We start from the raw sequence: 26,306 nt of genomic DNA, 5'->3' as shown, positions 1-26,306 counted from the left end.
GGGTTGTCGGCGATAGACATGTCCGTACAAGCAATTGAGGCCATCAGCCAAAACAAATGTGGGAGCGAGCCTGCTCGCGATAGCGGTGGATCAGCCGACAATGATGTCGGCTGACACTCCCTCATCGCGAGCAGGCTCGCTCCCACAAGGTTCGCCCTCACCCCAACGGGTTCGGGCTAGCGCATTACTGGAACAACACCGCCGTCTTCTGCAGGGTTATCCAGACACCCCACGCCAACGGAATGCCCACCACCAGCCAGGCGGCGATCGCCAAAGGCCTGGTGCCCGGCGCGGCTTTCCACTCCAGCGAAGTGCTGCTGTCGGCGCCTTTGTCATGGCCCAGCGCCTGTTCGGCGGCCAGTTCGGCGTCGGTCATGAAGTACTTGTCGGCGACCGGACGGACCAGCAGGTTGCACAGCAAGCCCAGCACCAGCAGGCCGGCGAGGATGTACAAGGTGATGTCATAGGCCGCGGCACGTTCAACGCCGATGCTCAGTTGATACTCACGCAGGTAGTTCACCAGTACCGGACCCAGCACGCCTGCCGCTGCCCAAGCGGTCAGCAGGCGACCGTGGATTGCACCGACCATTTGCGTACCGAACAGGTCCGCCAGGTAGGCCGGCACAGTGGCGAAACCGCCGCCGTACATCGACAGGATGATGCAGAACGCCGCAACGAACAGCGCGACGCTGCCCAGGTGACCCAGGTTCGGGATCAGCGCGTACAAGGCAATGCCCAGGGCGAAGAACACGAAATAGGTGTTCTTGCGACCCAGGTAATCCGAGCAGGATGCCCAGAAGAACCGCCCACCGATGTTGAACAGGCTCAGCAGACCAGTGAAACCGGCCGCAATGGCCGCGATCTGACCCAGTTGCGCAGCATCCAACTGACCGAAAGGCAAGTCATTGCCGAGCAACTTGCCGCCGAACACTTCCTGCAACAGTGGCGATGCCATGCCGATGATGCCGATACCGGCCGATACGTTCAGGCACAGCACCAGCCATACCAGACGGAACTGCGGGGTTTTCCAGGCTACGTTCACGTGAACGTGGCGATGGGTGATCATCGCGTTCGCGGCTTTCTTCGGCGCCGGAGTCCAGCCTTCAGGCTTCCAGCCGGTCGGCGGAACACGGTACGACAGGGCGCCACCGATCATGAATACGAAGTAGATCGCGGCCATGACCAGGAAGCTTTGCCATACGCCCACTTCAGTCGGCGAAGAGAAATGGCTCATCAGCGCTGCAGCCAGCGGAGCACCTACCATCGCGCCGCCGCCGAAGCCCATGATCGCCATACCGGTGGCCATGCCACGCTTGTCCGGGAACCACTTGATCAGCGTCGAAACCGGGGAGATGTAGCCCAGCCCCAGGCCGATACCACCGATTACCCCGGAGCCGACCCACATCAGCCATATCTGGTGAGTGTAGATACCCAGCGCGGAAATCAGCAGACCGCCGCACCAGCACAAGGCCGATACAACGCCAGCCTTACGTGGCCCGGCGTGTTCCAGCCAGCCGCCCCAGATGGCTGCCGAGCAACCCAGGAAGATGAAGAACAGGGTGTAGATCCAGCCGAGCATTGAGATCGGCCAGTCACATTGGGATGAAAAGACTTGTGCGATGAAGCTCATGTCCGGCGCACAGGCTACAGGCTTGGTGACACCCAGTGCCTTGGACAGCGGCAACCAGAACACCGAAAAGCCGTAGGCCATGCCGATGCAGAGGTGGATGGCCAGTGCGGCCGGTGGAACCAGCCACCGGTTGAATCCGGGCTTGGCGATAATGCGTTCCTTGGAGAGGAACGCAGGCTGGTCGGCAATGCCGTCCGCCGTGATGCTCGTGCTCATTGTGTATCCCCCAGTTATTGGTATGGCTCGCCAGCCATGCATCACCTTCAGTCTTATTGCACGCAAAGCACGACTGTATTTTCTGGTGAAGCTTCATTTTGGTGCGACATTGAGTCGCAGAAGGACGGGCGAACAGGTAAAGGTTACCATTTGCTTATGACAGAAAAGCCAAAGTGCTATCACCTTTTTTACATCTTCTGTCTTATCGCGCCGTTGCACGGTTTCTGTAGGGTGTGAATCGTTTATTTTTCAGGAATTTATATGCCCATCGTTGTTGAGCAGCTGAATGAACCCACCTGTCGGGACCGGCAGGACCTGCACAAAATCTACCAGGATGCCCCGGCCTGGCTGTTCGAGCCGTTCACTGACGGCACACAATTGATAGAGCAATGCCTGGAAGACGGCGCGTTGATCGCAGCCCGCTTCAATGATCGGTTGCTCGCGCGCCGCGCGGCTGCAACGGCACCAGAGCGTCTGGCACTTGTCCCAAATGTGTGTGCGAAACGTCACCCGTCGCCGTGGGGTGGCGGAACGTTTGGTCAGCGAAGCGCGGAGAATGGCCACGCAACACGGCGCTGAACTGAAACTCTTGGCCCCATCCGGCCATCTGGCAGCCCAGGCCCTGGCGACCAAATTGCAACTGGCGCTGGAGCAAACCTAGATCCGGGAGGCCAAGCGCAGCCCTCGCCATATGCTCTATGTTCCACAGGCCTGTCAGAAAGAACGATCACTCAACGCGCCATCAGGTCAGGGCGTTATACTCCCAGGCTAAATTTTGAACTCAACCTACAAGGACTCGCCCATGAAAGCGTTCGGCAAAATCCTGGGTCTGGTACTTCTCGGGCTGTTGCTGGTCATTGTGGCCTTGGGCTTTGCCCTGACCCACCTCTTCGATCCCAACGACTATAAAGAAGAGATCCGCCAGATAGCCCGCGACAAGGCCCATATTGAGCTGACCCTCAATGGCGACATCGGCTGGAGCCTTTTCCCGTGGCTGGGTCTGGAATTGCACGAAGCCAGTGTCGCTACCCTGGCAAACCCGACACAACCGTTCGCCGATCTGCAGATGCTCGGCCTTTCCGTGCGCGTGATTCCGCTGCTGCGCCGGGAAGTGCAAATGAGCGACGTGCGGGTCGAAGGCCTGAACCTGCGACTCAACCGTGACAAGAACGGCCACGGCAACTGGGAAGACATCGGCAAGGCACCCGCCTCTACAACGACGGCGAACACCCCGGCACCGGCCGAACAGCCTGCCCCTGGGGACAGCACCCCGGCGCAGAAACCGGCCCAGCCAACCCGTCTGGACATCGACAGCCTGACCGTGAACAACGCGCGGGTCGAGTACACCGACGAGCAGACCGGCAAGCAGTTCACCGCCGAAAGCATCCAACTGAGCACCGGCCCGGTCCATGACTCCACCAACATCCCGGTTACGCTGACCGCATTCCTGGCCAGCAACCAGCCAGCTGTGCGCGTACGTACCGAAGTCACGGGTGAGCTGCGCTTTGAGCGCGCCTTGCAGCGCTACAAGTTTGAAGACCTGAAGCTGTCCGGCGAAGCCACGGGCGACCCTTTGCAAGGCAAGACCCTGACCTTCGCGGCACACGGGCAGTTACTCCTTGATAAAGCGGCGAACGTCGCCGAATGGACTGGTATCAAGCTTTCTATCAATCAACTGCGTGCCTTGGGCGAACTGAAGGTCAATGATCTGGACAAAACCCCGCATTGAGCGGCGGCATGTCGATCGCCCAATTCGACCTGGCGAAATTTGTCGACAGCATCGGTCAGAAACTGCCGGCCATGGCCGAAGGCAGCTTGAGCAAAGTCGAACTGGTCACCCGCATTGCGGCCACGCCGACCAGCGCCGAATTCAATAGCATCAATCTGAAAATCGACGACAGCACCTTCAGCGGCCGTATCGCCGTGGAAGACTTTGCCAAACAGTCACTGCGGGCGCAGCTCAAGGCCGACACCTTCAACGTTGACCGCTACCTGCCGGCAAAATCCGTCGAGGCCGACAGCACCAAGGCGGCCCGTGAGGCGGAAGTCAGCAACACCGAAGCCAGCGCCATGGCGGGGGCCGGCAGCACAACCGTTGCCGAGCGCGCCGACCCAGGGCGCCTGGAGCAACGACCGGCTGTTTCCGGTGGAACGCCTGGGCAAACTGGACCTGGACGCCGACCTGACCTTCGGCCAGCTGACCCTCGACAAGCTGCCAATCCAGAATGCCGCCCTCAAGGCCACCGGTCAGGGCGGCCTGCTGACCCTGGAAAACCTGCGGGGCGATCTGTACAACGGCAACTTCGAAGTCAAAGGCACGCTGGACGTGCGCCAGCCCATGCCGCAGTTGAGCCTGCAAACCCGCATCAACCGCGTGCCGGCCGAGAAAATCATCGAAAGCCAGGGCAAGAATCCGCCGGTCAAAGGTCTGGTGACGCTCAACAGCGCCATAACCGCCAGCGGCAACAGCCAGAAAGCCCTGATCGACAGCCTCAACGGCACTGCCGGCTTCGTCATCAACGACGGTGTCCTGCTCAACGCCAACCTCGAGCAGCAATTGTGCAGAGGCATCGCCACCCTCAATCGTAAAACCCTCAGTGGCGAACCCCGAGGCAAGGACACGCCGTTCCAGCAACTCAATGGCAATCTGACCTTTCGCAGCGGCGTGGCCAGCAACCCGGACCTGAAAGTCCGCATCCCGGGCATGACCGTCAACGGCAACGGCGATATCGACCTGCGCGTGCTGGGCATGGATTACCGCGTCGGCATCATCATCGAAGGCGACAAGAGCGACATGCCCGACCCGGCTTGCCAGGTCAACGAACGTTACGTCGATGTCGAATGGCCGTTGCGCTGCCGCGGTCCGCTGGAGCTGGGCGCGAAGGCCTGCCGCCTGGACAACGAAGGCCTGGGCAAAGTCGCCGCGAAGCTGGCCGGCGACCGCCTCGGCGACAAGCTCAATGAGAAGATCGACGAGAAGCTCGGCGACAAGGTCAGCCCCGAACTGAAGGACGCGCTCAAGGGGTTGTTCAAGCGATGACAGCCGAGCAGTTTTCCAGCGCCGTACTGGACTGGTTCGACCGCCACGGACGCCATGACCTGCCCTGGCAGCAAGACATCACTGCGTATCGGGTGTGGGTCTCGGAGATCATGTTGCAGCAGACCCAGGTCAGCACCGTGCTCAATTATTTCGACCGGTTCATGGCCTCGCTGCCCACCGTGCAAGCCTTGGCCGCCGCACCGGAGGACGAAGTGCTGCACCTGTGGACCGGCCTGGGCTACTACACCCGCGCCCGTAATCTGCAGAAGACCGCAAAGATCGTTGTCGACCAATATGGTGGTGAATTCCCCCGCGACGTGGAAAAACTCACCGAGTTACCGGGTATCGGACTGTCCACAGCCGGCGCGATCGCCAGCATCAGCATGGGCCTGCGAGCACCGATCCTCGATGGCAACGTCAAGCGGGTGCTGGCGCGCTTCACCGCCCAGGAAGGTTACCCGGGCGAACCGAAGGTCGCGAAGCAACTGTGGGCGACCGCTGAGCGTTTCACGCCTCAAGACCGGGTCAACGCTTACACCCAGGCAATGATGGACCTGGGCGCCACGCTCTGTACCCGCAGCAAACCCAGTTGCCTGCTCTGCCCGCTTAAAAAAGGCTGCGAAGCCCACATGCTTGGCCTGGAGACCCGCTACCCGATTCCCAAGCCACGCAAGGAAGTACCCAAAAAACGCACCCTGATGCCGATGCTGGCCAACCGCGAAGGTGCGATTCTGCTTTACCGTCGCCCCTCCACGGGCCTGTGGGGCGGCTTATGGAGTCTGCCGGAACTCGACGATCTCGACGACCTGCAACACCTGGCCCTGCAACACTCGCTGGAGCTGGGCAACCACCAGCAGATGCCGAATCTGGTACACACTTTCAGCCACTTCCAGTTGGCAATCGAACCCTGGCTGGTCCGGGTCCGGGAAACCGGCCATCACGTGGCCGAGGCCGACTGGCTCTGGTATAACCTCGCCACCCCGCCGCGCCTGGGCCTTGCCGCCCCGGTCAAAACCTTGCTCGAACGCGCGGCCGCCGTATTGAACGCAGGAGAGTTGCAATGACCCGCACCATCATGTGCCGCAAGTACAAAGAACAACTCGAAGGCCTGGAGCGCGCGCCGTTTCCGGGCATCAAAGGCCAGGACATCTACGACAATGTCTCGGCCAAGGCCTGGGCCGACTGGCAAAAACACCAGACCCTGCTGATCAACGAAAAACGCCTGAACATGATGAACGCCGAAGACCGCAAATACCTTCAAGGCGAAATGGACAAGTTCTTTTCCGGCGAAGAATACGCCAAGGCCGAAGGCTATGTGCCGCCGTCCGAATAGGCCATCCAGAACCGGGGCGGATCGTAAGCGACGGTAATAGTTAAATATTTTTTGAGAACGTGCTTGACGACCCCCTGAAAAACCCGTTTAATGCGCCCCGTTGCCCAGATAGCTCAGTCGGTAGAGCAGGGGATTGAAAATCCCCGTGTCGGCGGTTCGATTCCGTCTCTGGGCACCAAATACCGAAAACCCCGATCAAGAAATTGATCGGGGTTTTTTATTGCCCGGGGTTTTCTTCCTGTGCATTGTCGACTCAGCTACATTCGTCCGCTCCCCTCTAGCAAGCGAGTCGACATGGATATCACCGGCATCCCCTTCGGCACTACCGATTGGTCAACCATCGAACCTACCGAGCACAAAGGCGTCACCGGAACCGCCTATTGGCGCACGCGGCAATTCGGGAATATTCGGGTACGGATGGTGGAATACACAGCCGGGTATCTGGCCGACCATTGGTGCACCAAGGGTCACATCCTGTTTTGCCTCAAGGGCGAGCTCAATACTGAACTCGAAGACGGTCGGCAATTTTCGCTCAAGCCCGGCATGAGCTATCAGGTCGCCGACCAGGCCGAGCCCCATCGATCCTCCACTTCATCGGGGGCTACGCTCTTCGTAGTGGATTGAGATTCGAAGCGTCCGCACTGACGCTGTAGGATAGATGGCCTTATCCATCAGGAATTCGACCATGTCATCGGCGAACAAACAGCAGAAGCGCAGCCAGCGCGCCAAGGCGAAAGCCAAGAAGAACCGCATCCAGCGTGCTGCTGCACCGAACGATTTCCTGGACCCGAACGATGAGCGCATCGATCTGGAAACCGTGGACCTGTCGGACATGTTCCGACTCATGGGCGCAGCCGAAAAGATCAGCCAGCAGGCCATGTGCACGGTCTTCCTGGGGCATCCACTGCTGGAGTTGGTGCTGGAGCAGGAAGGTGAGGAAGAAGCCACTGACTTCATCATTACGGCCCTGATCGAATATCGCCGCCTGACCACGGGTGTCGACGAGCAGACTGCGCTGGACTGGGTCGAGAGCAAGCAATTCCAGGCTGATTATGTGGCCGCATCCCAGGCTCTGGCGCAAGGTAAGGTCTGACTCTCGCCCGCCAAGCGCTTTGTGCCGAAGGGGTTCGCGGTGGCTGACAGGCTGCGGGAATAGTTCCTACAAGCCAAGGTCAACCAACATGGGGCGGCGTCATACCCGTCCTGCGTCAATCCGCTATTTTTCCTCCCAAACAATCAGCCCCGTCCGGCATCATCGAAACGTCGCCTGGAGCATCCTTGCGGTCCGCCCCTCTCAATGGCTGGACACTGCGATGACACCACTGCTGCCCCAAGACGACCCACAGCTCGCCCCCTTGATCAACCAACTCGGCGAGCTGATTCGCCAGGCACGCCAGGAGGCCATCACCCATATCAGGGAGATGAGCCTCGGCACCGGGGACATCGTCAGGGATCCGGCTGTCCTGAAACTCCTCGGGCTGCCCAATGCCGGCACCCTTCCAGAAACGGAACTGGAGCAGGCCTTGATCGACCAACTGCCGGGTTTCCTTCTTGAGCTGGGCAAGGGTTTCGCCTTCATTGCCCGTCAGCAACGCATCAGCACCGAAAGCAAAGACTTCTATCTCGATCTGGTCTTTTACAATTACCTGCTCAAGTGCTTTGTGATCATCGACCTCAAGCGCGGTGAGCTGAGCCATCAGGACATTGGGCAGATGGACATGTATGTGCGTCTCTACGACGACCTCAAGCGCAGTCCCGATGACAAACCCACCGTTGGCATTATTCTCTGCGCCCAAAAGGATGAGTCGGTGGCGCGTTACTCCGTACTGCAAGGCAACGAACAATTGTTCGCCAGCCAGTACAAGCTGGTGCTCCCTACGGAGGAAGAGCTGCGCAATGAGCTGGATCGTGAGCGGGCAAGGCTTAAGCATCACAAACGGGTCTGACGACGGGCGAATTGAAAGCCGACAGCTGATGACCGCTCGAAGGTAAAAAACCTGTGTAAGATTGATGCGCTTTTTTCCAGCAACGCTCCAGTCAACGAGCTCTATCCCGCATGTCACCGGCCGCGCCTCCCCCTTCTCTGATTCAGGCATTGCGGACCGAAACCGCTGAGCTGCACGTCGCCCTGGAGAAACGCTTGCCGTTTTTCTCCGAACAACTGGACCTCGACCTGTACCAGCGCCTGATGGCGGCCTACTACGGTTTTTATCAGCCGCTGGAGCAACGGCTTCATGTGCTGGCGCTGATTCCAACCGGGCTGGACCAATCCTTGCGCATCAAACTCCCGGTATTGCGAGCCGACCTCAAAGCCCTGGGCCTGGATGAAACCGCTATCGAGGCATTGCCCACCTGCCAGGCACTGCCAAGAATCGACTCCCGAGCCGCCGCCCTCGGCGTTTCCTACGTGCTGGAAGGCGCGACTCTTGGCGGTCAAATCCTTCGACGCAGGGTGGCCGGGCAGCTTGGTCTTGACGCCTCCAGCGGCGCGGCCTTTCTCAATGTGTATGGCGAACTCACCGGCCGGCGCTGGAAGGATTTCCTTCAATATCTGGGCGACAGGAACCTTGGCGACGCCCAAACGCTCGAAGTCACACGTGCCGCCAAAGCGACGTTTACCCATTTTGAGCACTGGCTGGACAGCCAAAAGGTATTGTTATGACCCCGGAGAACCAGGAAGCCTTCGAAGAACTGCTGGCCAATTGTGCAGACGAGCCGATTCGCTTCCCTGGGGCCATCCAGCCTCATGGCGTGCTACTGATGCTGTCCGAACCTGACTTCGTCATCCGGCAGGTCAGCGCCAACGTATTGCAATTGATGGGACACGATCCTCACGATCTCCCCGGCCAGACGCTGGACGCACTGTTCGGGCAGCAGCAGGCCCAAGCCATCCTCACGGTCTGTCGCGCCGATGCGGATGGCGATAACGCGCCCGTGGAGATTGTCGTGAACCAGCTGCGTTTTGACGCCCTGGTCCACCGCCATCAAGGCGCCCTGATCGTCGAACTGGAACAGCACCTGAGCGACTACCGTCCCGAAGGTGTCAGCGGCGAAGCCAACCTGGGGCGCATGCTGCAACGCCTGCAAGGCGCGAAAAGCCTTCAGGCTCTGTACGAAATCAGCGTTCGGGAAATTCAGGCCATGACCGGCTACGACCGGGTGTTGATCTATCGCTTCGAAGAAGAGGGCCACGGCCAGGTGATCGCCGAGGCCAGCGCGCCGTCGATGGAACTCTACAAAGGCCTTTTTTTTCCGGCATCGGATATCCCTGAACAGGCCCGGGAGCTGTATCGCACCAACTGGCTGCGGATCATCCCCAACGCTGACTACACGCCGGTACCGCTGGTCCCGCCGTTGCGCCCCGACACTCAAACACCCCTGGACCTGAGCTTTTCCACCTTGCGCAGTGTCTCGCCGATCCACCGCCAATACATGAAAAACATGGGTGTGCTGTCGTCCATGAGCATTTCCCTGATGGAAGGCGACCGACTGTGGGGCCTGATCAGTTGCGGCAACCGTCAACCCCTGCTCGTGCCCCATGAAATGCGCATGGCCTGCCAGACCATCGGCCAAGTGCTGTCGCTGCAGATCAGCGCCATGCAAGCACTGGAGCTGACCCGCCAACGGGACGCCAAGCTTGAGGACCTCAAGGTTCTCGCCACGGCCATGGCCGAGTCCAGCGACAATGTCTTTGACGGCTTGTCCCATGAACCCCAACGGCTGATGGACCTGACCGGCGCCACCGGCGTCGCGATCCTTGAGGACAACAAGCTGCACCGCCATGGCCAGTGCCCGGAAGCGGAGCAGATCCGCGAGCTGCATAAATGGATGCTGGAGACCGGCCAGCCCGTTTTCTCCCACCACAACCTGAGCAGCGCTTTCGCTCCGGCCCAGGCTTACCAGGACGTGGCCAGTGGTGTACTGGCGATCCACTTGCCCAAGCCTGTGGAAAATGGCGTGCTGTGGTTCCGCCCGGAGGTGAAACAAACCATTCAGTGGAGCGGCGACCCGCAAAAACCCTTGGACCTGGAAAGCAACGAGACAGGTTTGCGCTTGCGACCGCGGACGTCTTTCGAAATATGGAAAGTCGAAATGGCCGGCATCAGCACCAAATGGACCCACGGCGATCTGTTTGCCGCCAACGACCTGCGCCGCTCGGCCCTGGAAAATGACCTGGCCCGCCAAGTGCACAAGGAGCGCCAGGCCGTGCAGGCCCGCGATGAACTGGTGGCGGTGGTGTCCCATGACCTGCGCAACCCGATGACGGTCATATCCATGCTCTGCGGCATGATGCAAAAGGCCTTCAGCTCCGACGGCTCCCATAGTTCCAAGCGAATTGCCTCGGCCATCGACACCATGCAACAGGCCGCCAGCCGCATGAACGTACTGCTCGAAGACCTGCTGGACACTTCGCGCATCGACGCCGGGCGCTACACGATCAATCCCCAGCCGATGGACGTCAGCCAGATATTCGAAGACGCCTGCTCGCTGCTGACGCCGCTGGCAACCGCCAAGGCCATCGATATTTCGTTCCACGCCGAACCCAACCTGAAGATCAATGCCGACCCCGAACGATTGTTCCAGGTGCTGTCCAACCTGATCGGAAATGCCATCAAGTTCACCCCCCAGCAAGGCAGCGTGGGCATCAGCGCGATGTCGGTGGGTGACGAGATCGTGTTCAGCGTTCGTGATACCGGCGAAGGCATCGAGCCGGAGCAGCTACCTCACGTGTTTGATCGCTACTGGACAGTCAAGGAAGGCAACCCGAACGGCACCGGGCTGGGGTTGTATATTTCCAAGGGGATTGTCCAGGCCCATGGCGGTAAACTGCACGCCGAAAGCCAGCCAGGCAAGGGCAGCGAATTCAGCTTTACCGTGCCGAAAATCAACTGAGCCGGGCATCGCCCCCCTAACAAACTGGAAACCGAAGCCCAATGGCCTCACTGAACAAACAGCAAAAACGCGCCAAGCGTGCCAAAGACAAAGCCAAGCAACTGCGCATGAGCGGGCGTAAATCCATCCCTATGTATGGCGACCCGGCCCACGCCACCGCCCAGCCACCGGTCTACGTGCTCGAGCTGTTCGCCAAGCTACGCGAAGCCGAGGCCGTTGGCCGCAGTGAAATGCTCGATACCCTGCTCGCATCCGTAAGCGAGATGATCAGCGAACGCCCCGGCCTGCTGGACCTGAAAAACGCCGAGAACGAAAGCATGGCCGCCACCAACCTTGCCGCGGACATGCTGGTGGACTACCGCATGTGGGCCGACGACATGGACCGCGAGACGGCCCAGCGCTGGCTCAGCACCCCGGAGTTCATCAAGGACTTCAGCGAGGCGCTGGATCGTTATCGTCAGTCGATGGAGGAACCTGCCAGCGAATAAGCTGGCCGGTGACTCGTCATCACTGCCCGGAGAATCATCGGACCGATTAATTGTGCAGAAGGAAAAGCGCAACGGCACGCTCATCCGATTAACCCTTCCAACCCCCAGCCAAAGCTGGCACCATCGCGCCTTTTTTTACGCGACTCCCCGGGGTTTTTACCGGTAAACAGAGTTCGAACGGCCGTTCGGTTGTTGATGGCGCGACAGTCTGCTGCGCCGATGCGACAACCTGCCGCACATTCACGGTTTACCCCCCGTAGCGCTGTTGGCTGCCATTCGGCCGCTATGCTAGCTTGGCCGCCTCGCCAGGAAGGCCGCCAACAGCAAGGGAGCACACACCATGAGGACCGCACATGGCCCAGGCCACGCCCGCGCTTGAAATCCGCAACCTGCACAAACGCTACGGAAAGCTTGAGGTGCTCAAAGGCGTCTCGCTGACCGCCCGCGACGGCGATGTGATCTCGATCCTGGGTTCCTCCGGTTCCGGCAAGTCAACATTCCTGCGCTGTATCAACCTGCTGGAAAATCCCAACCAAGGACAGATCCTGGTGGCCGGCGAAGAACTCAAGCTCAAGGCCGCAAAAAACGGTGAACTGGTGGCCGCCGATGGCAAACAGATCAACCGCATGCGCAGCGAAATCGGTTTTGTGTTTCAAAACTTTAACCTCTGGCCGCACATGAGCGTGCTCGACAACATCATCGAAGCGCCGCGCCGAGTGCTCGGCCAGAGCAAGGCCGAGGCCGTGGAAGTGGCCGAAGCCCTGCTGGCCAAGGTCGGCATCGCCGACAAGCGGCATGCCTACCCTGCCGAGCTGTCCGGCGGTCAGCAGCAGCGCGCCGCCATCGCCCGCACGCTGGCGATGCAACCTAAAGTGATTCTGTTCGACGAGCCCACCTCTGCCCTTGACCCGGAAATGGTCCAGGAAGTACTTAGTGTGATCCGCGCCCTGGCCGAAGAAGGCCGCACCATGCTGCTGGTGACCCATGAAATGGGCTTCGCCCGTCAGGTTTCCAGCGAAGTGGTGTTCCTTCATCAAGGCCTGGTCGAGGAGCAAGGATCGCCACAGCAGGTCTTCGAAAACCCGCTTTCGGCGCGCTGCAAACAATTCATGTCCAGCAACCGCTAACGGAGCAGTACATATGCAGACCTACAAGAAATTCCTCCTGGCCGCTGCCGCCAGCCTGGTCTTCTCGGCCAGCGCCATGGCCGCGGAACAACTGAAGATGGGCATCGAAGCGGCCTACCCGCCGTTCAATAACAAAGATGCCAGTGGCAACGTGGTCGGCTTCGACAAGGACATTGGCGACGCCCTGTGCGCCAAGATGAAAGTCGAATGCAGCGTAGTGACCTCCGACTGGGACGGCATCATTCCGGCCCTGAACGCCAAGAAGTTCGACTTCCTGATCTCCTCGCTGTCGATTACCGAGGAACGCAAGCAGGCCGTGGACTTCACCGAGCCGTACTACTCCAACAAACTGCAATTCATCGCGCCGAAGGCCACCACCGATTTCAAGACCGACAAGGCGTACCTGAGCGGCAAGACCATTGGCGCACAACGCGCGACGCTGGCCGGTACCTGGCTGGACGACCGCAACATGGAAGATGACTACAACATCAAGGTCACGCTCTACGACACTCAGGAAAACGCCTACCTCGACCTGCTCTCGGGCCGCGTTGACGCCATCCTGGCGGACAAATACGTGCAGTACGAATGGCTCAAGAGCAAAGACGGCGCCGCCTACGAATTCAAAGGCGACCCGGTGGTGGAAAGCGACAAGATCGGCATCGCCGTGCGCAAGGGTGACGACGAACTGCGCAACAAGCTGAACGCCGCGCTCAAGGAAATCGTTGCCGACGGCACCTACAAAAAGATCAACGACAAGTACTTCCCGTTCAGCATCTATTGATACTGACGTGCCTGGCCGGCGCTGCTTCACTGCGGCGCCGGCCCTTAGCAAAGCCTGCCGCGATATGAACACACACCCATGATGATCGATCTCTACGGATTCGGCCCGGCGCTCGCCGCCGGCGCGCTGATGACCGTCAAACTGGCGCTCTCGGCCCTCTGCCTGGGGCTGGTGCTCGGCTTGCTCGGCGCCTTGGCCAAGACTTCCCCGTACAAGCCGCTGCAATGGCTTGGCGGTACTTATTCGACACTGGTTCGCGGCATTCCCGAATTGCTCTGGGTGCTGCTGATCTACTTCGGCACCGTCAACCTCATGCGTGCCCTGGGCGAATACTTCGGTAACCCGGACCTTTCCCTTAACGCCTTCGCCGCCGGCGTCATCGCCCTGGGCCTGTGCTTTGGCGCCTACGCCACGGAAGTATTTCGCGGCGCGATCCTGGCAATTCCCAAAGGCCATCGCGAAGCTGGCGTGGCGCTGGGGTTGTCCAAGTGGCGGATCTTCACACGGCTGATCATGCCGCAGATGTGGCGCATCGCCCTGCCCGGGCTGGGTAACCTGTTCATGATCCTGATGAAAGACACGGCGCTGGTGTCGGTGATCGGCCTGGAAGAAATCATGCGGCACGCACAAATCGGCGTGACCGTGTCCAAGCAACCGTTCACCTTCTATATGGTGGCCGCGTTCATGTACCTGGGCCTTACCGTGCTCGCCATGATCGGCATGCATTTGCTGGAACGACGTGCCGCTCGCGGCTTTGCCAGGAGCACCCAATGAACTGGGAAGTCATCATCAAGTGGCTGCCGAAACTGGCCCAGGGCGCGACACTGACCCTGGAGCTGGTGGCCATCGCCGTGATCGCCGGTCTGCTGCTGGCGATTCCGCTGGGCATCGCCCGCTCCTCACGCCTGTGGTACGTGCGGGCTTTACCCTACGCCTACATTTTCTTTTTCCGTGGCACGCCGTTATTGGTTCAGCTGTTTTTGGTCTACTACGGCCTGGCGCAGTTTGACGCCGTGCGTAGCAGCGCGCTGTGGCCGTACCTGCGGGATCCGTTCTGGTGCGCCACGGCCACCATGACCCTGCACACCGCCGCCTACATCGCCGAGATCCTGCGCGGCGCGATCCAGGCCATCCCTCGTGGTGAAATCGAGGCCGCGCGAGCCCTGGGCATGTCCCGACCCAAGGCGTTGTTCTACATCATCCTGCCGCGTGCAGCGCGCATCGGCCTGCCGGCCTACAGCAACGAAGTGATCCTGATGCTCAAGGCCAGCGCATTGGCGAGCACCGTGACCCTGCTGGAGCTCACCGGCATGGCGCGCACGATCATTGCCCGGACCTACCTGCCGGTGGAAATCTTCTTCGCGGCCGGCATGTTCTACCTGCTGATGGCGTTCGTGCTGGTGCAGGGCTTCAAACAGCTGGAGCGCTGGTTGCGCGTCGATGCCTGCCAAGGGCGCTGACAGCAGCGTGCTGACGGGCGAGGCGTTACTCGCCCGTTTCACCGCGCTGGATGCTTTTCTCACAACGCACCAGGCATTGTGGAAACCGCGTCCGTTCACCCATCTGCAACTGCCCTGGGAAGGGTCCTACCCGGAGCTGGCCCAATGGCTACGCCAACGTTCGCTGGAAGATGCAGAAAACGACCATCACCAACCCTGGCTGATTGAACATGCACCCGCGCCATTTCCCGAGCTGGCGGCCATTTCCCATGCGTTGAGCGCCGTCGAAGAACTGCCGGGCAAAGGGCTCGAAGCCGCCACCCATCGCCTCAGCGTCGACGTGCCAGGGCGCAAATGGCAGCAAATCGAAGCCTTCGCCAGCCGGCTGCACTTCGTTGCCAAACCGACCCACTGGCTCGATTGGTGCGCCGGCAAAGGTCACCTCGGCCGACGCTTGCTGCACGATGAACAACAACTGACGTGCCTGGAGTACGACCCCGCGCTGGTCGCCAGCGGCCAGCAACTGAGCCAACGCCACCGTCTGCCCGCCACGCATTTACAGCAAGACGTGCTGGCACCAGAAGCAGCCCAGGCGATCCGCCCTGAGCACACGCCGGTAGCCTTGCACGCCTGCGGCGACCTGCATGTGCGCCTGATGCAATTGGCGAGCGCCGCTGGCTGCACGCAATTGGCAATCGCCCCGTGCTGCTACAACCGCATCCGTGCTGAACGTTATCAACCACTGTCCGACGCTGCCAAGGCTTCGGCCCTTCAGCTAACGCTCGATGATCTCAGCCTGCCACTGACCGAAACCGTCACCGCTGGCGCCCGCATCCGGCGGCAACGGGACCAGTCCATGGCCCGGCGCCTGAGCTTTGACCTGCTGCAACGACAGATCCGGGGCAGCGACGACTATCTGCCCACCCCCTCGCTCCCCAGCGCCTGGCTGGAAAAATCCTTCATCCGGTACTGCACCGATCTGGCAGTCCTGAAAGACTTATCCACAGTCGGCTCGCCTGACTGGTCGGCACTGGAAGCGGCCGGTCATCAACGCCTGGCCGAAGTGCGCAACCTGGAACTGGTCCGAGGTCTTTTCCGACGGCCTCTGGAGCTGTGGCTGGTGCTGGATCGGGCGCTTTTCCTCAGCCAGAAAAACTACCACGTCCGCCTCGGCACCTTCTGCGAAACGCCCCTCACGCCACGAAATCTGATGTTGCTCGCCGAGCGTTACTGAGACGACACAGCCTGTGGATAACTCTGTTGATGAAATAGTCCTGGATCCAATAAATCCGCGTTTTTCCTCTACAACTGAGGCTGGTCATTTTTTGTTCATATGGATAAAAAACCATTAAAACAGGCATTTGCGAGCAAACGAGAAAGCTGTCACAAAATCGCAAGATGGCAGCCGCCCCGCCCCGCCCGTTGTGCATAAGCGTTCAAGCAAAACGACATAACCGCCGAACTCAGTGCTCCCGCACGCCAACAATTGCGCCCACCGCGCCCGTGCAGTACAACAGCCTTACGTATCGTGATTGACACAATGCCGACACACACAAGGACTGGCCGTGACGTTCATTTCCTACGCACAAAACTTCGAAGACATACGCCTGTGGCGCGCCCTTAAGTCGGAAAAGAACGGTTTTTATCTCGACGTCGGGGCCAACCATCCGACAGAAGATTCCGTGACCCGGGCGTTCTACGATCACGGCTGGCGCGGGATCAACATCGAACCAGTGCAGGCCTACTACGACGCTCTCTGCCAAGCGCGGCCCAACGACATCAACCTGCAATGCGTGGCCGGCGAAAACGCCGACGGCCTGACCTTCTACACCATCGCCGACACGGGCCTGTCCACCGTCGAAGCCAGCGTCGCCCAACAGCACCGCGACGCCGGCATGAAGGTAAGCAAGCGGACCGTCCAGTCCCGCACCCTGACTTCGATCTGCGAGCAATACGCCCAGGACCGCCCCATCCACTTTCTGAAAATCGACGTCGAAGGCCACGAAGAAACCGTGCTGCGCGGCATGGACTTCACCCGCTGGCGCCCTTGGATCATCCTCATCGAAACCCCCTGGGCCCGCGACCAGACCTGGGAAAACCTGGTGACCGACGCCGGCTACCAATCCATCCTGTTCGACGGCCTCAACACCTTCTACCTCGCCGAAGAGCACTTGGCGCTCAAACCCGCTTTCGACATCCCGCCGTGCAACCTCGACGAGTTCCAGTTCTGCAAAGGCCACAAATTCAGCCACCCCCTCAGCGAACCCGACCAGCAACTCAGCGCCGCCCTGCAACGCGCCGAACGGGCCGAAGCCCAACTCCATGCCCTGCAAAACAGCCGCACCTGGCGAACCTTGCAGAAAGTACGCAGCCTCGTGCGCCGCGCATGAGCCGAGGCCCTGCAAAAATAGTCAGAATTCAGGGGTTTACAGAACGCACCCAATCGCTATAATCGTCGCCCACACGCCGGTATAGCTCAGTTGGTAGAGCAACTGACTTGTAATCAGTAGGTCCCGGGTTCGACTCCTGGTGCCGGCACCATCCAAGGTTCCAGAGAAGGCTTTCAAAATCTCTGGAACCCCCGAAAAACCCGCCTTCTGGCGGGTTTTTTCGTTTTGGCGTTCCATCGGTTTCCGTCAGAAACTGGTGGATTCCAACCGTTTTAAGGGTAGAGTTTGGGATACAGGTCACTTCGATAAAAGGGAGTACCCTTATGTCGCGCACCACAGCTCCGCTCTCCGACGCAGCTTGCCGCTTGGCAAAACCTACAGACCGCGCCTACAAGCTTTTCGACGGCGATGGCCTCTACCTCCTAGTCCAACCCAATGGCCGCAAAGGCTGGCGGCTCCGTTACGTCAAACCTGACGGACGCGAAGGACTGACCTCGTTCGGCAACTACCCCGTCATTGGCCTCGCCGATGCGCGCCGCAAGCGCTTGGAAATGAAGCGGATGCTGGCGGATGGCGTTGATCCTATAGAGACCAAGCACCAAGCTAAGGCGGAAGCCGTAATCAAAGGCCGAACCTTTGAAAGTGTTGCGCTCGACTGGCATACGGAAATGTCGGCCAAGTGGGCACCAGGCCATTCCAAGACAGTGATGAGCCGCCTCAAAACCCACGTGTTCCCGCTGATCGGCGCCCGCGCCATTGTCGACCTCGACACCCATGACCTCATGCAGCCCTTGGAAGCGATCAAGAAGCGCGGAACGATAGACGTCGCTTTAAGGGTACAAAACTACCTGCAGAGCATCATGCGCGAGGCAAAACGCCTCCGGCTTATCACCGCAAACCCTGCTTACGACCTCGAAGGCTCGATCAAGGCCCCGCGGGTGGTGCATCGCCCCGCTCTACCCTTATCGCGACTGCCGGAACTGCAGGAGCGGATCGACACCTATAAAGGCCGGGCACTTACCCGCCTGACGGTGATGCTGTCGCTGCATGTGTTTGTACGATCCAGCGAACTGCGTTTCGCACGCTGGAGCGAGTTCGACCTCAAACGGGGCACCTGGGAGATACCGGACACTCGACCCGCGTTGGAGGGAGTACCCTTTTCCACAAGGGGTACGAAGATGGCAGGGGATATCCATTTAGTACCCTTATCGCCGCAAGCGGTGACTCTGCTTGAACAGATCCACGCCCTCACCGGTAAATTCGCATTGGTCTTCGCAGGGGATGCCAAACCCTGGAAGCCCATGTCCGAAAATACCGTGAACAACGCGCTTCGGACGATGGGATACGACACCAAAACCGATATCTGCGGGCATGGATTTCGTTCGATGGCCTGCAGCGCACTGATCGAGTCAGGATTGTGGTCGGAGACAGCCATTGAGCGGCAGATGAGCCACAAGGAGCGCAACAACGTCCGCGCCGCTTACATCCACAAGGCCGAGTTCATCGAGGAGCGCAGGCTGATCATGAACTGGTGGAGCCGGTACCTGGAGGCCAACCGGCAGGAGCATGTCACTCCACACGAATTCGCGAACCAGATTGGGGATAACGTTACTCGGATAAAGGCGAAGCCTGGCATTGGCGCAGAGAGGAGGAATTGATATGGATATCTCAACCGCACAAAGCATCAAGCTCACCATTGTGTCGGCAACCGGACTGTCAAAAGACGCGCTGCATGTCTATTTGGGCATGGCGGTCTATTTAACGTTGATCGTTGGCACCCGACGATTCAGGCCATACCTTGGCTGGCTGGTTGTTTTCATCATCGCGTGTGCTGGCGAGTGGGTAGATCGGCGAGACGATATTGGAAGCTTCGGATACTGGCGCTGGCAGGCAAGCGCTCACGACGTTCTCAACACGTTGTTTTGGCCGACGGTGCTAACACTGCTTTGGCTTTTAAAGTGCCGCAGTAAAGCAAGCGTACATCCGTAAGACTCTCGCAATCTGCTCTGCCACGCGGGTCCATCCAAACAGGGCTGCAAAGCCGCCCTGCTTGGATGGACCTCACTTAAAAAATCTAAAGCCCACGCAACTGTCTGTGGAAAACCACTGATTTCCACCGGTGGATAATTTCATCCACAGCCGCAGAGCTCCCGAAAATTCGAGCCTTGACCCAAATTATCCACAGGCGTAGAAAAGATCTGGCAAAGCGCTGTCGTTGACAGCAACCCAGGTAGCCAGAACCTTTAAGGCTACGCCACACCGTGGTGGTTCGCCCAAAGTGCGATTAGCGTCCGGCAGCTCGCACGGTCACAACTATGTGATGGATGCCTACTTTTATCAGTGTGCCCACTGCGGCAACTCATACCCTTTCATAGCTGCCCTGCAGCAATCTATCCGCTTGGCCATTTCATTGTGCCAACCTGCGCCCGTCTCTTTCCCCCGGAAAGAGACGGGCGCTCCTACCGCTGCTGCAGCCCAACTCGTACAAGGCTTTGCGGCATTCCCCCTCGTGACAATCGGCGTGACAAACACCGAAGTCACCCGTAACAGCGATGTAGATGATGGCGCCGCAGCCCAAGGAATGGACTGCACCTGACTGACAGTCAGGTAGCCCCAGTCATCGCATCACTGCCTTCACCCGACTCAGGATCTCGCGGCGTTGGTCTCGTCAGCCAGTGCAGCCTCCACCCGCCCACTTCTCCGGAAGTGTTCAGGAGGCCAGATCATGAGATGCCCAAGCTCCCGGTCGTAAAGAGCCGCCAGTCCCGCGTTAGTGGACAACCCTCACAGGTCGCAGGGGCCTTGATCCCTGATAACACTCAACATTCGTGGCGGGATGACGTGGGGAAGGTTTCAAAGGTTTTGGCTTCGAGAGGAGATTGATCATGGCATTGGTAGGCAGACGGGATGGGCGGAATTTTGGCTATGGCCGGCAATTGAGTTATGCCGGGCCACAGGCGTTGCGCGATCTGTTTGGTGGCGGGCATTACGGCACGGTCAAGGCGCACAGTGATCGCTGGCAGGCGTTTGTACGCTGGTGTCGGTCGGAGGAAGGGCCGATGTTTAACGATGCGCGGCAGATTAATTGGCAGACCTTACTGGACTACGCCGAGCATCTGCGCCAACAAGTTGAACAAGGTGAGTTGGCCATCGCCACTGCGCAAAACCGGTTGTCCAGTGTGAATCGGACCATGGCCGCGCTTCGCGGTGATCAGTATGTGAAAGTGCCGGGCCCGAGCAAGGCGCTGGGAATGCGCCGCACCAGTGTTCGTCGTTCAGTGCCGCAAGGCCAAGACCGCGAACAGGTGAAGCGGATCGTAGAGGTGCTTTGCGAAAACCAGCAGGCGCGCGCCGCGGCCATCGCTCAGTTAGCGCGAGCCACCGGTATGCGTTTACGCGAGGCGATTTTGGCCGGCCTTCCCCGTCTAAAACGTGAGGCCGAACAGTACGGCAAGATCAACATCCAGGATGGCACCAAAGGTGGCCGATCAGGCGCGTCGGCACCTCGTTGGATTACGGTAGATGATCATATTCGTGACGCACTGAGGTTTGCCGAAAAGGTCTCGCCGGACGGTAGCCGCAACCTACTTGCACCGAACGAACGCTACCTCGATTTCTTGCAGGGAGTCGTCCGCCCCGCGCGGGACATCATCCATAAGCACGACCTCAAAGGCTTCCACGAATTGCGGACAGCCTATGCGTGCGAACGCTATGAGCAAATCACGCACCATCCCGCGCCCATCAACGGAGGTCATTGCTATCAGCTCAACCGACATCTCGATCAGGAGGCCCGAGTACAAATCAGCTATGAGTTGGGGCACGGCCGTATCGTCGTGGTGGCCGCTTACATTGGCGGTCGAGCATGAGCACGGCATTCGAGATGGACCTGTTCCTGGCGGGCGTCTTGACCGGGTCACGTACCACACGCCGACGCCACCTGCGTCAGGCGAAGGCTATCCAAACAGCAATCGCTGAGCGCTGGCAACGCGACAATCCATGGACTTGGAAGAGAAAACATCTGGCGTGGTTTTTGAATCACCACCTAAACCGACGCACTGAATCGACGCGCTATTACTACCTGCTGACCACAAATCTGATCACTCTGCGCCTAGGAAAATCTTGGGATTTCAAACGCGGCCGAGTGCAATGCTGGCAATAGAAGCGCGGGGGTGGGCACACGCTTGAATAACCTGGATCTTGAAGGATTTGGAATGGGGCGCCCGGGGGCGCCGTAGCAATCACAAAACATCGGGGAATCTGTTTAGAAGGCCTATTGGAGCGAGAACACTCAACATGCGGGGGTCGCTAGCTGACAAATAAGTACTTGCATGGAGCAAAAATATTAAACACACAGTTTAATCCTATTGAAAAATCATAAGGCACTGTTTTTGTGATGTTTTTACTGCCCATGATTTTGTCGGTGGGCTTTTTTTGAGTAAGGGTGTTGACCAAACAATTGTAAGTTAGCCAGGATTACTCGTGCACTAACGCATATTCTTTTTGGTATTAAAAGCGAGGTGAATAACCGGTTTTTGGGTTAAGGCCTCTAGTGCTGGCTTATGCAAATAAAATTATAAGACCAACAAAGGACTCAGAAATGGATCTCAAAGTATTTGATAAGGCTGTCGTGCCCGCTCGTCTTGGCATATTTGATCCGTCGATCTCGTTCTTGCACTCACAAGTTGCACTAAAACAACATACCCTGGATAAGCAGGATTCGCTGTACCAAGACTTTCTGAGGTTTCAGACCGATTTCGATAATTTGCCCCTCGACGAATATATGAAAGAGGGCGATACCTACCGTCGGCGTCGCTTTAATGAAGTGCTGCTTCGAGACGAAGGCGAGTGGATTTCGCTGACATTGAAACCGCTGCGAGGTTTTTATCAAGCCACCACAGTCAATGGCTATTCGGGCGGGGTCGATCGGATCTACCAGCCTCTTGAACTTTCGACGATCAGTAATCCGTTTCTGCATCAACTGATCGTCGATATGTACTTGCTCTTGCCTGCCGAGCGCAGGGGTGTTTCCCGGGTATGGGATATTGGTATCCACCTGTACCGGATTACCGCACAGCCTGATGCACCGGGCCATCCCGTGCCGGAAGGGCCACACCGTGACGGCCACGAGTTCACCTCCATTACTCTGGTGAACCGGCACAACGTAGAGGGCGGCGAGAGCCTGTTTTTCGACCAGACGGCCACTGTCCGGTTACGGCACACCTTGAAGAGCCCCCTTGAAACCGCGCTGTTTGACGACGCGAAAGGCTTGCACGATGTCACGCCCATCCACTGTCAGGACCAAGCGAGCATTGGGCTCAGGGACATTTGTGGCTTTTCCCTGAATCCGGTCAAGGAATAATGTTGGCTGCTATTCATTACTGTTTCAGGGGGAATTATGCAAAACAATGAATGTGTTGCCGCGAACTTGTATCTACTGTCGGATCAACTGGGTGTCTATGCCGGTAAACATCTATTGGTTGATTTATATGGTGCGCAAAATATCGATAATGTCGAGAGTGTCAGTCAAGCATTGGTTGCCGGGGTCAAGGCTGCCAGAGCGACCTTGCTGCATCAGTACTTCCATTACTTTACGCCCAATGGCGGGGTGTCCGGTGTGTGTGTACTTGCCGAGTCCCATATTTCTATCCATAGCTGGCCGGAATTTAACTATGCCGCGGTGGACATTTTTATGTGTGGCGATGCCGATCCGCACAAGGCGGTTGAAGTATTAAAACAATCATTCTCACCTTCGAAAGTGCTCGTTGATGAGATTCGTCGCGGTAAAAATATCCTCTAAGGAGTTGCATCATGTCGATTGATTTCGCTCGAGAAAAAATGCGTAACACCTATGTAAATATCTGGATTGGGGAAGTCTGGAACAAGGGCAATGTTAACTTTGTTGATTCGATTTTTCACCCTGACTTTGAAGATCATCGCCCCATTCCCCAGTTCCCTGGCAATGTCGAGGGTCATAAGTTGATGGCTGCCGACTGGCATCAGGCGTTCCCGGACGTGGTCTTCAACATTGAAGACGTGATCATCCAGGGGAATCTCCTTGCCGCTCGTTATGTCGCAGAGGGGACCCATACGGGAGTGATTCTTGGCATTCAGGGCACAGGCGTCCCGGTGAGCTTGACTGGGATAGACATCTTTGGCTTCGAGAACGGTCTGGTGCGCCATTGGTGGCATGAAGAGGATTTCGACACCTTTATCAAACCGATCCTGGCGGCTGATGCCGAACGAAAAAAAAAGATCTAGGCCATATAGAACCCTGGGCATGGGAGTAATCATGGGTAACGAAGACATGTATCGCGCAACCGAAAAGGCCTACCGACGTGAGAAGTTCGTCATGCCCAAGGGCCTCACTTATTTGGCCGGCAACTCGTTGGGCCCCGCTATCGCCTCAATCGCGGATCGCCTGGTGCACACCAGCAACGATCAATGGGGTCAGCACCTGGCAGGCGCCTGGAAGAAAAACGGGTGGCTGAGCGCCCCGGAGAACATTGGGGACAAGATTTCGGTGTTATTAGGCGCTGACCAGGGCACGACTCTGGTGTGCGACAGCACCTCAATCAATCTATTCAAACTCTTGAACGCGGCGCTGGCAGTCAATCCTCAACGCAAAGTCATACTGACGGACAATAGCAATTTTTCTACCGATCTCTACGTCGCCAAGAGCGTCGGCCTGATCCATCACGATGTCGAAGTTCGTATCGTGCCGCGGTCATCAATAGTCGATACCCTTGATCGGTCCATTGCTGTGTTGATGCTTTCCCATGTCGACTATCGCTCGGGGCAAGCCTATGACATGGCTTTGTTCAATGAAAAAGCCAGATCTTTGGGGACGTTGACGCTCTGGGACGTGTCCCACAGCGTGGGCATCATGGCGCTGGACTTCAACAGCAGCGGTGTCGATATGGCGGTGGGCTGCGGGTACAAATACTTGAATGGCGGCCCGGGTGCCCCAGCCTTCGTTTACGTCAAAACAGACCTCCAGAATAGACTAAGCAACCCGATTCAAGGGTGGTTGGGGCATGCCGCCCCCTTTGTCTTTAGTGACGATTACGTGCCGGCCAGTGGGATCAAGCGCTTGCAGGTCGGAACGCCCACCACCTTTTCCCTGGTCGCGTTGGAGGAGGGCGTGGATCTGCTGCTGGAGGCTGGAATACAGCTTGTCGAGCACGACAGCCGGGAGCTGTTTGATACCTTCATGGCAGCGCTCGAACTCCATGTGCGCAAAGGGAGAGTCAACCTCTTGCACGATGTTCAGCGCAGCAACGTCAGCGGTCATATCGGTTTTAAGGTCAAGGACGCCGAGGCGCTGCACCATAGCTTGATGGCGGAAAATATCGTGACGGAATATCGCTATCCGGATCTGCTGCGTATCGCCTTCAATCCGCTCTACACGTCTCTGGATGACCTGCAGCAAACGGCTGAAATACTAAATTATTTGCTAAGCCGGCACTGAATTCAGCTAAGGGAGGATGGATCTATGGAGCATGAAGTATTCAGGGACTCGCCGGAGCGAAAAGACAACCTGCTCAGGGCCAGGGAATACATTGAGAAAAACGGTATCCAATACGTTTATATGCAGTTTTCCTCCATCACCGGACGCCTTCAGGGCAAGGGGATTCCGGCCAAGCACTTTGTCGAGATCTGTGAGAAAGGCTTCTCCATGGTGTACGGAGCCACGGTGAATGTGGCGCTGGATCGATTCGGCAATTACCTGGGCTATCCACCCAACGCCTCGGAACTGCTGGCCTACCCTGAACCTGAGACGCTGGTTCAGTTGCCGTGGGATAAACGCGTCGCACGGGTGTTCTGCACCCTGTTTCGCAACCCAAGGGACCGGGACTTTCCGGGCCAGCGACTCGACGCTGACTGCCGGGGTAACCTGCGGGCTATTCATCAAGCCTTTCAAGCCAGTCATGGCCTGCAACTGCGGGCCGGGATGGAACCTGAAATGATGTGGCTGCGCAAACTGGAGGGCGAGCACCAGTACGTGGGCGTGACCGATCCGCGCTGTTATCACATCGGTCAGTTTGAAACCTTGCGCCCGGTGTATATGAAAGTCCTGGAGTATGCCGAGGCCATGGGCCTGGATATGATTCAAGGTGATCATGAAGATGCGCCGGGTCAACTGGAGCTTAATTTTGCCTTCGACGATGTGCTCGACAGTTGCGACCGACTGATGACCTACCGGCAAATCTGTCATCAGGTCGCGCAAGAGTTCGATCTGGTGGCATGCTTTCTACCCAAGCCGTTTTCCGGGGTATCGGGTTCCGGGTGCCACTTTAATTTGTCGTTATGGGACGGTGGGCGGAAGGTGTTTCGCGAGGGTGTGTTTGCCCGGAAATATGGAATGGAAGAGGTCTATTGCCATTATGAAGGCGGCAATAACCTGTTTCTGCCGAGCGCAAGCGATTCGGGCCTCACCGATATCGGGAAGTACGCGATTGGCGGCATCCAGAAACACCTTAAGGCTTTAACCGCCATTGCCGCGCCCACGGTCAATTCCTACAAGCGTCTGTGGGAAACCGGTTTCTGGGCGCCGGTACGGGCCAATTGGGGTTACCAGAACCGTACCTGCGCGATTCGAGTTTCTGCGCCGGACCGGGTGGAGTACCGAACCGCCGATGCCATTGTCAATCCGTACCTCATGGCTGGTGCATTGTTGAAGGCAATCGACGATGGCCTGTCCAACCAACATGAACCGGGCCCGGCAACGGACGCTGACAGCTATTCGGATCATCCCGCTGCTACGGCCTTCGTCCCCCGAAACCTCGGGCAAGCGTTGGAAGCACTAGATAACGACCCCGTGGTGTTATCAGCCCTTCCCGGCGACATGAGTAATTTGTTCCGCAAGATAAAAATGAATGAGTGGGATGAGTTCCTAGCCACCGTCACCCGCTGGGATTTCGACACCTACTTGGATCACACGCCCTAACAGCCTTGTCCCCGACATGGGC

Annotated in this window: 25 protein-coding genes, 2 tRNA genes and 3 pseudogenes; 29 read left to right on the top strand and 1 reads right to left on the bottom strand. The window is 58.3% G+C overall.

Translation table 11 applies throughout. From position 1 onward, the window contains the following. Positions 1 to 184 precede the first annotated feature (184 nt). Positions 185 to 1,846, bottom strand: a complete 1,662-nt coding sequence (locus tag PSH57_RS01835; protein ID WP_305387459.1) for an OFA family MFS transporter — start codon at positions 1,844 to 1,846, stop codon at positions 185 to 187. A gap of 261 nt (positions 1,847 to 2,107) precedes the next feature. Between PSH57_RS01835 and panM the strand changes: the two are divergent. The 29 genes and pseudogenes from panM to PSH57_RS01700 all read left to right on the top strand — a co-directional run bounded on the left by panM (position 2,108) and on the right by PSH57_RS01700 (position 26,284). Then, positions 2,108 to 2,507: pseudogene (panM, locus tag PSH57_RS01830) on the top strand (aspartate 1-decarboxylase autocleavage activator PanM). A gap of 141 nt (positions 2,508 to 2,648) precedes the next feature. Further along, a complete protein-coding gene (locus tag PSH57_RS29200) occupies positions 2,649 to 3,575 on the top strand; it encodes an AsmA family protein (RefSeq protein ID WP_422766066.1) in 927 nt (308 codons plus the stop codon). Between the two features lie 8 nt (positions 3,576 to 3,583). Further along, positions 3,584 to 3,862, top strand: a pseudogene (locus tag PSH57_RS29435) (AsmA family protein); the annotation flags it as partial. 79 nt (positions 3,863 to 3,941) lie between these two features. Further along, positions 3,942 to 4,886: an AsmA family protein gene (locus PSH57_RS29190; protein WP_422766064.1), complete on the top strand. Its 945-nt coding sequence runs from the start codon at positions 3,942 to 3,944 to the stop codon at positions 4,884 to 4,886. After that, a complete protein-coding gene (gene mutY / locus PSH57_RS01820) occupies positions 4,883 to 5,950 on the top strand; it encodes an A/G-specific adenine glycosylase (RefSeq protein ID WP_305387455.1) in 1,068 nt (355 codons plus the stop codon). The genes PSH57_RS29190 and mutY overlap by 4 nt, the downstream gene beginning before the upstream one ends. Then, a complete protein-coding gene (locus tag PSH57_RS01815) occupies positions 5,947 to 6,219 on the top strand; it encodes an oxidative damage protection protein (protein WP_305387454.1) in 273 nt (90 codons plus the stop codon). The genes mutY and PSH57_RS01815 overlap by 4 nt, the downstream gene beginning before the upstream one ends. A 102-nt stretch (positions 6,220 to 6,321) precedes the next feature. Next, positions 6,322 to 6,397: transfer RNA gene (locus tag PSH57_RS01810), tRNA-Phe, on the top strand. Positions 6,398 to 6,513: 116 nt separating this feature from the next. After that, positions 6,514 to 6,843: a DHCW motif cupin fold protein gene (locus PSH57_RS01805; protein WP_305387453.1), complete on the top strand. Its 330-nt coding sequence runs from the start codon at positions 6,514 to 6,516 to the stop codon at positions 6,841 to 6,843. Between the two features lie 61 nt (positions 6,844 to 6,904). Then, positions 6,905 to 7,312 (top strand): hypothetical protein, encoded by a 408-nt coding sequence (locus PSH57_RS01800; RefSeq protein WP_305387450.1) that lies wholly within the window; start codon positions 6,905 to 6,907, stop codon positions 7,310 to 7,312. A 298-nt stretch (positions 7,313 to 7,610) separates the two neighbouring features. Continuing rightward, positions 7,611 to 8,165, top strand: a pseudogene (locus tag PSH57_RS01795) (PDDEXK nuclease domain-containing protein); the annotation flags it as partial. Between the two features lie 110 nt (positions 8,166 to 8,275). Continuing rightward, on the top strand, positions 8,276 to 8,881 hold the full coding sequence (locus PSH57_RS01790; protein WP_305387449.1) for a biliverdin-producing heme oxygenase: 606 nt from the start codon (positions 8,276 to 8,278) through the stop codon (positions 8,879 to 8,881). Next, entirely contained in the window at positions 8,878 to 11,112 is a 2,235-nt protein-coding gene (locus tag PSH57_RS01785) for an ATP-binding protein (protein ID WP_305387448.1), read from the top strand. Before PSH57_RS01790 ends, PSH57_RS01785 begins: the two co-directional genes overlap by 4 nt. A 41-nt stretch (positions 11,113 to 11,153) precedes the next feature. Then, positions 11,154 to 11,600 carry a hypothetical protein gene (locus tag PSH57_RS01780; RefSeq protein ID WP_305387447.1) on the top strand — a complete coding sequence of 149 codons (447 nt, stop codon included), beginning with the start codon at positions 11,154 to 11,156 and terminating at the stop codon, positions 11,598 to 11,600. 353 nt (positions 11,601 to 11,953) lie between these two features. Beyond that, on the top strand, positions 11,954 to 12,727 hold the full coding sequence (locus tag PSH57_RS01775; protein ID WP_047226888.1) for an ABC transporter ATP-binding protein: 774 nt from the start codon (positions 11,954 to 11,956) through the stop codon (positions 12,725 to 12,727). Between the two features lie 13 nt (positions 12,728 to 12,740). Next, the gene (locus PSH57_RS01770; RefSeq protein WP_305387446.1) at positions 12,741 to 13,508 is read left to right on the top strand and encodes an ABC transporter substrate-binding protein; all 768 of its coding nucleotides are present in this window, start codon (positions 12,741 to 12,743) and stop codon (positions 13,506 to 13,508) included. 78 nt (positions 13,509 to 13,586) lie between these two features. Beyond that, positions 13,587 to 14,282, top strand: a complete 696-nt coding sequence (locus tag PSH57_RS01765; protein WP_305387445.1) for an ABC transporter permease — start codon at positions 13,587 to 13,589, stop codon at positions 14,280 to 14,282. Continuing rightward, positions 14,279 to 14,968 carry an ABC transporter permease gene (locus PSH57_RS01760; RefSeq protein WP_256229479.1) on the top strand — a complete coding sequence of 230 codons (690 nt, stop codon included), beginning with the start codon at positions 14,279 to 14,281 and terminating at the stop codon, positions 14,966 to 14,968. The genes PSH57_RS01765 and PSH57_RS01760 overlap by 4 nt, the downstream gene beginning before the upstream one ends. Then, positions 14,949 to 16,181 (top strand): methyltransferase, encoded by a 1,233-nt coding sequence (locus PSH57_RS01755; protein ID WP_305387444.1) that lies wholly within the window; start codon positions 14,949 to 14,951, stop codon positions 16,179 to 16,181. The genes PSH57_RS01760 and PSH57_RS01755 overlap by 20 nt, the downstream gene beginning before the upstream one ends. Before the next feature lie 331 nt (positions 16,182 to 16,512). Next, complete coding sequence (locus tag PSH57_RS01750; RefSeq protein ID WP_305387443.1) at positions 16,513 to 17,337, top strand: FkbM family methyltransferase; 825 nt, start codon at positions 16,513 to 16,515, stop codon at positions 17,335 to 17,337. Positions 17,338 to 17,412: 75 nt separating this feature from the next. After that, a tRNA-Thr gene (locus tag PSH57_RS01745) sits at positions 17,413 to 17,488 on the top strand. Between the two features lie 172 nt (positions 17,489 to 17,660). Further along, entirely contained in the window at positions 17,661 to 18,995 is a 1,335-nt protein-coding gene (locus PSH57_RS01740; RefSeq protein WP_305387442.1) for a tyrosine-type recombinase/integrase, read from the top strand. Position 18,996: 1 nt separating this feature from the next. Then, complete coding sequence (locus PSH57_RS01735) at positions 18,997 to 19,326, top strand: hypothetical protein (protein ID WP_305387441.1); 330 nt, start codon at positions 18,997 to 18,999, stop codon at positions 19,324 to 19,326. Between the two features lie 896 nt (positions 19,327 to 20,222). Beyond that, complete coding sequence (locus PSH57_RS01730) at positions 20,223 to 21,203, top strand: integrase domain-containing protein (protein ID WP_305387440.1); 981 nt, start codon at positions 20,223 to 20,225, stop codon at positions 21,201 to 21,203. Beyond that, positions 21,200 to 21,496 (top strand): hypothetical protein, encoded by a 297-nt coding sequence (locus PSH57_RS01725; protein ID WP_305387439.1) that lies wholly within the window; start codon positions 21,200 to 21,202, stop codon positions 21,494 to 21,496. The genes PSH57_RS01730 and PSH57_RS01725 overlap by 4 nt, the downstream gene beginning before the upstream one ends. Positions 21,497 to 21,934: 438 nt before the next feature. Continuing rightward, the gene (locus tag PSH57_RS01720; RefSeq protein ID WP_305387438.1) at positions 21,935 to 22,696 is read left to right on the top strand and encodes a 2OG-Fe dioxygenase family protein; all 762 of its coding nucleotides are present in this window, start codon (positions 21,935 to 21,937) and stop codon (positions 22,694 to 22,696) included. A gap of 36 nt (positions 22,697 to 22,732) precedes the next feature. Next, on the top strand, positions 22,733 to 23,134 hold the full coding sequence (gene speD, locus PSH57_RS01715; protein WP_305387437.1) for an adenosylmethionine decarboxylase: 402 nt from the start codon (positions 22,733 to 22,735) through the stop codon (positions 23,132 to 23,134). Positions 23,135 to 23,145: 11 nt separating this feature from the next. After that, a complete protein-coding gene (locus tag PSH57_RS01710; RefSeq protein ID WP_305387436.1) occupies positions 23,146 to 23,595 on the top strand; it encodes an ester cyclase in 450 nt (149 codons plus the stop codon). A gap of 31 nt (positions 23,596 to 23,626) precedes the next feature. Further along, a complete protein-coding gene (locus PSH57_RS01705; protein WP_305387435.1) occupies positions 23,627 to 24,805 on the top strand; it encodes an aminotransferase class V-fold PLP-dependent enzyme in 1,179 nt (392 codons plus the stop codon). Between the two features lie 24 nt (positions 24,806 to 24,829). Continuing rightward, entirely contained in the window at positions 24,830 to 26,284 is a 1,455-nt protein-coding gene (locus PSH57_RS01700) for a glutamine synthetase family protein (RefSeq protein WP_305387434.1), read from the top strand. Positions 26,285 to 26,306 lie beyond the last annotated feature (22 nt).

Origin of the sequence: Pseudomonas hefeiensis, from assembly GCF_030687835.1 — a bacterium.
Classification (GTDB): Bacteria; Pseudomonadota; Gammaproteobacteria; order Pseudomonadales; family Pseudomonadaceae; genus Aquipseudomonas; species Aquipseudomonas hefeiensis.
The sequence above is the reverse complement of the archived record's forward strand: the minus strand, read 5'-3'. Positions and strand labels throughout refer to the sequence as shown.

Bases quoted from the DNA above. Each gene is read 5' to 3' on its own strand.
- PSH57_RS01835 (WP_305387459.1), bottom strand. From the start codon at position 1,846: ATGAGCACGAGCATCACGGCGGACGGCATTGCCGACCAGCCTGCGTTC.
- PSH57_RS29200 (WP_422766066.1), top strand. From the start codon at position 2,649: ATGAAAGCGTTCGGCAAAATCCTGGGTCTGGTACTTCTCGGGCTGTTG.
- mutY (WP_305387455.1), top strand. From the start codon at position 4,883: ATGACAGCCGAGCAGTTTTCCAGCGCCGTACTGGACTGGTTCGACCGC.
- PSH57_RS01815 (WP_305387454.1), top strand. From the start codon at position 5,947: ATGACCCGCACCATCATGTGCCGCAAGTACAAAGAACAACTCGAAGGC.
- PSH57_RS01805 (WP_305387453.1), top strand. From the start codon at position 6,514: ATGGATATCACCGGCATCCCCTTCGGCACTACCGATTGGTCAACCATC.
- PSH57_RS01800 (WP_305387450.1), top strand. From the start codon at position 6,905: ATGTCATCGGCGAACAAACAGCAGAAGCGCAGCCAGCGCGCCAAGGCG.
- PSH57_RS01790 (WP_305387449.1), top strand. From the start codon at position 8,276: ATGTCACCGGCCGCGCCTCCCCCTTCTCTGATTCAGGCATTGCGGACC.
- PSH57_RS01785 (WP_305387448.1), top strand. From the start codon at position 8,878: ATGACCCCGGAGAACCAGGAAGCCTTCGAAGAACTGCTGGCCAATTGT.
- PSH57_RS01780 (WP_305387447.1), top strand. From the start codon at position 11,154: ATGGCCTCACTGAACAAACAGCAAAAACGCGCCAAGCGTGCCAAAGAC.
- PSH57_RS01775 (WP_047226888.1), top strand. From the start codon at position 11,954: ATGGCCCAGGCCACGCCCGCGCTTGAAATCCGCAACCTGCACAAACGC.
- PSH57_RS01770 (WP_305387446.1), top strand. From the start codon at position 12,741: ATGCAGACCTACAAGAAATTCCTCCTGGCCGCTGCCGCCAGCCTGGTC.
- PSH57_RS01765 (WP_305387445.1), top strand. From the start codon at position 13,587: ATGATGATCGATCTCTACGGATTCGGCCCGGCGCTCGCCGCCGGCGCG.
- PSH57_RS01760 (WP_256229479.1), top strand. From the start codon at position 14,279: ATGAACTGGGAAGTCATCATCAAGTGGCTGCCGAAACTGGCCCAGGGC.
- PSH57_RS01755 (WP_305387444.1), top strand. From the start codon at position 14,949: ATGCCTGCCAAGGGCGCTGACAGCAGCGTGCTGACGGGCGAGGCGTTA.
- PSH57_RS01740 (WP_305387442.1), top strand. From the start codon at position 17,661: ATGTCGCGCACCACAGCTCCGCTCTCCGACGCAGCTTGCCGCTTGGCA.
- PSH57_RS01735 (WP_305387441.1), top strand. From the start codon at position 18,997: ATGGATATCTCAACCGCACAAAGCATCAAGCTCACCATTGTGTCGGCA.
- PSH57_RS01730 (WP_305387440.1), top strand. From the start codon at position 20,223: ATGGCATTGGTAGGCAGACGGGATGGGCGGAATTTTGGCTATGGCCGG.
- PSH57_RS01725 (WP_305387439.1), top strand. From the start codon at position 21,200: ATGAGCACGGCATTCGAGATGGACCTGTTCCTGGCGGGCGTCTTGACC.
- PSH57_RS01720 (WP_305387438.1), top strand. From the start codon at position 21,935: ATGGATCTCAAAGTATTTGATAAGGCTGTCGTGCCCGCTCGTCTTGGC.
- speD (WP_305387437.1), top strand. From the start codon at position 22,733: ATGCAAAACAATGAATGTGTTGCCGCGAACTTGTATCTACTGTCGGAT.
- PSH57_RS01710 (WP_305387436.1), top strand. From the start codon at position 23,146: ATGTCGATTGATTTCGCTCGAGAAAAAATGCGTAACACCTATGTAAAT.
- PSH57_RS01705 (WP_305387435.1), top strand. From the start codon at position 23,627: ATGGGTAACGAAGACATGTATCGCGCAACCGAAAAGGCCTACCGACGT.
- PSH57_RS01700 (WP_305387434.1), top strand. From the start codon at position 24,830: ATGGAGCATGAAGTATTCAGGGACTCGCCGGAGCGAAAAGACAACCTG.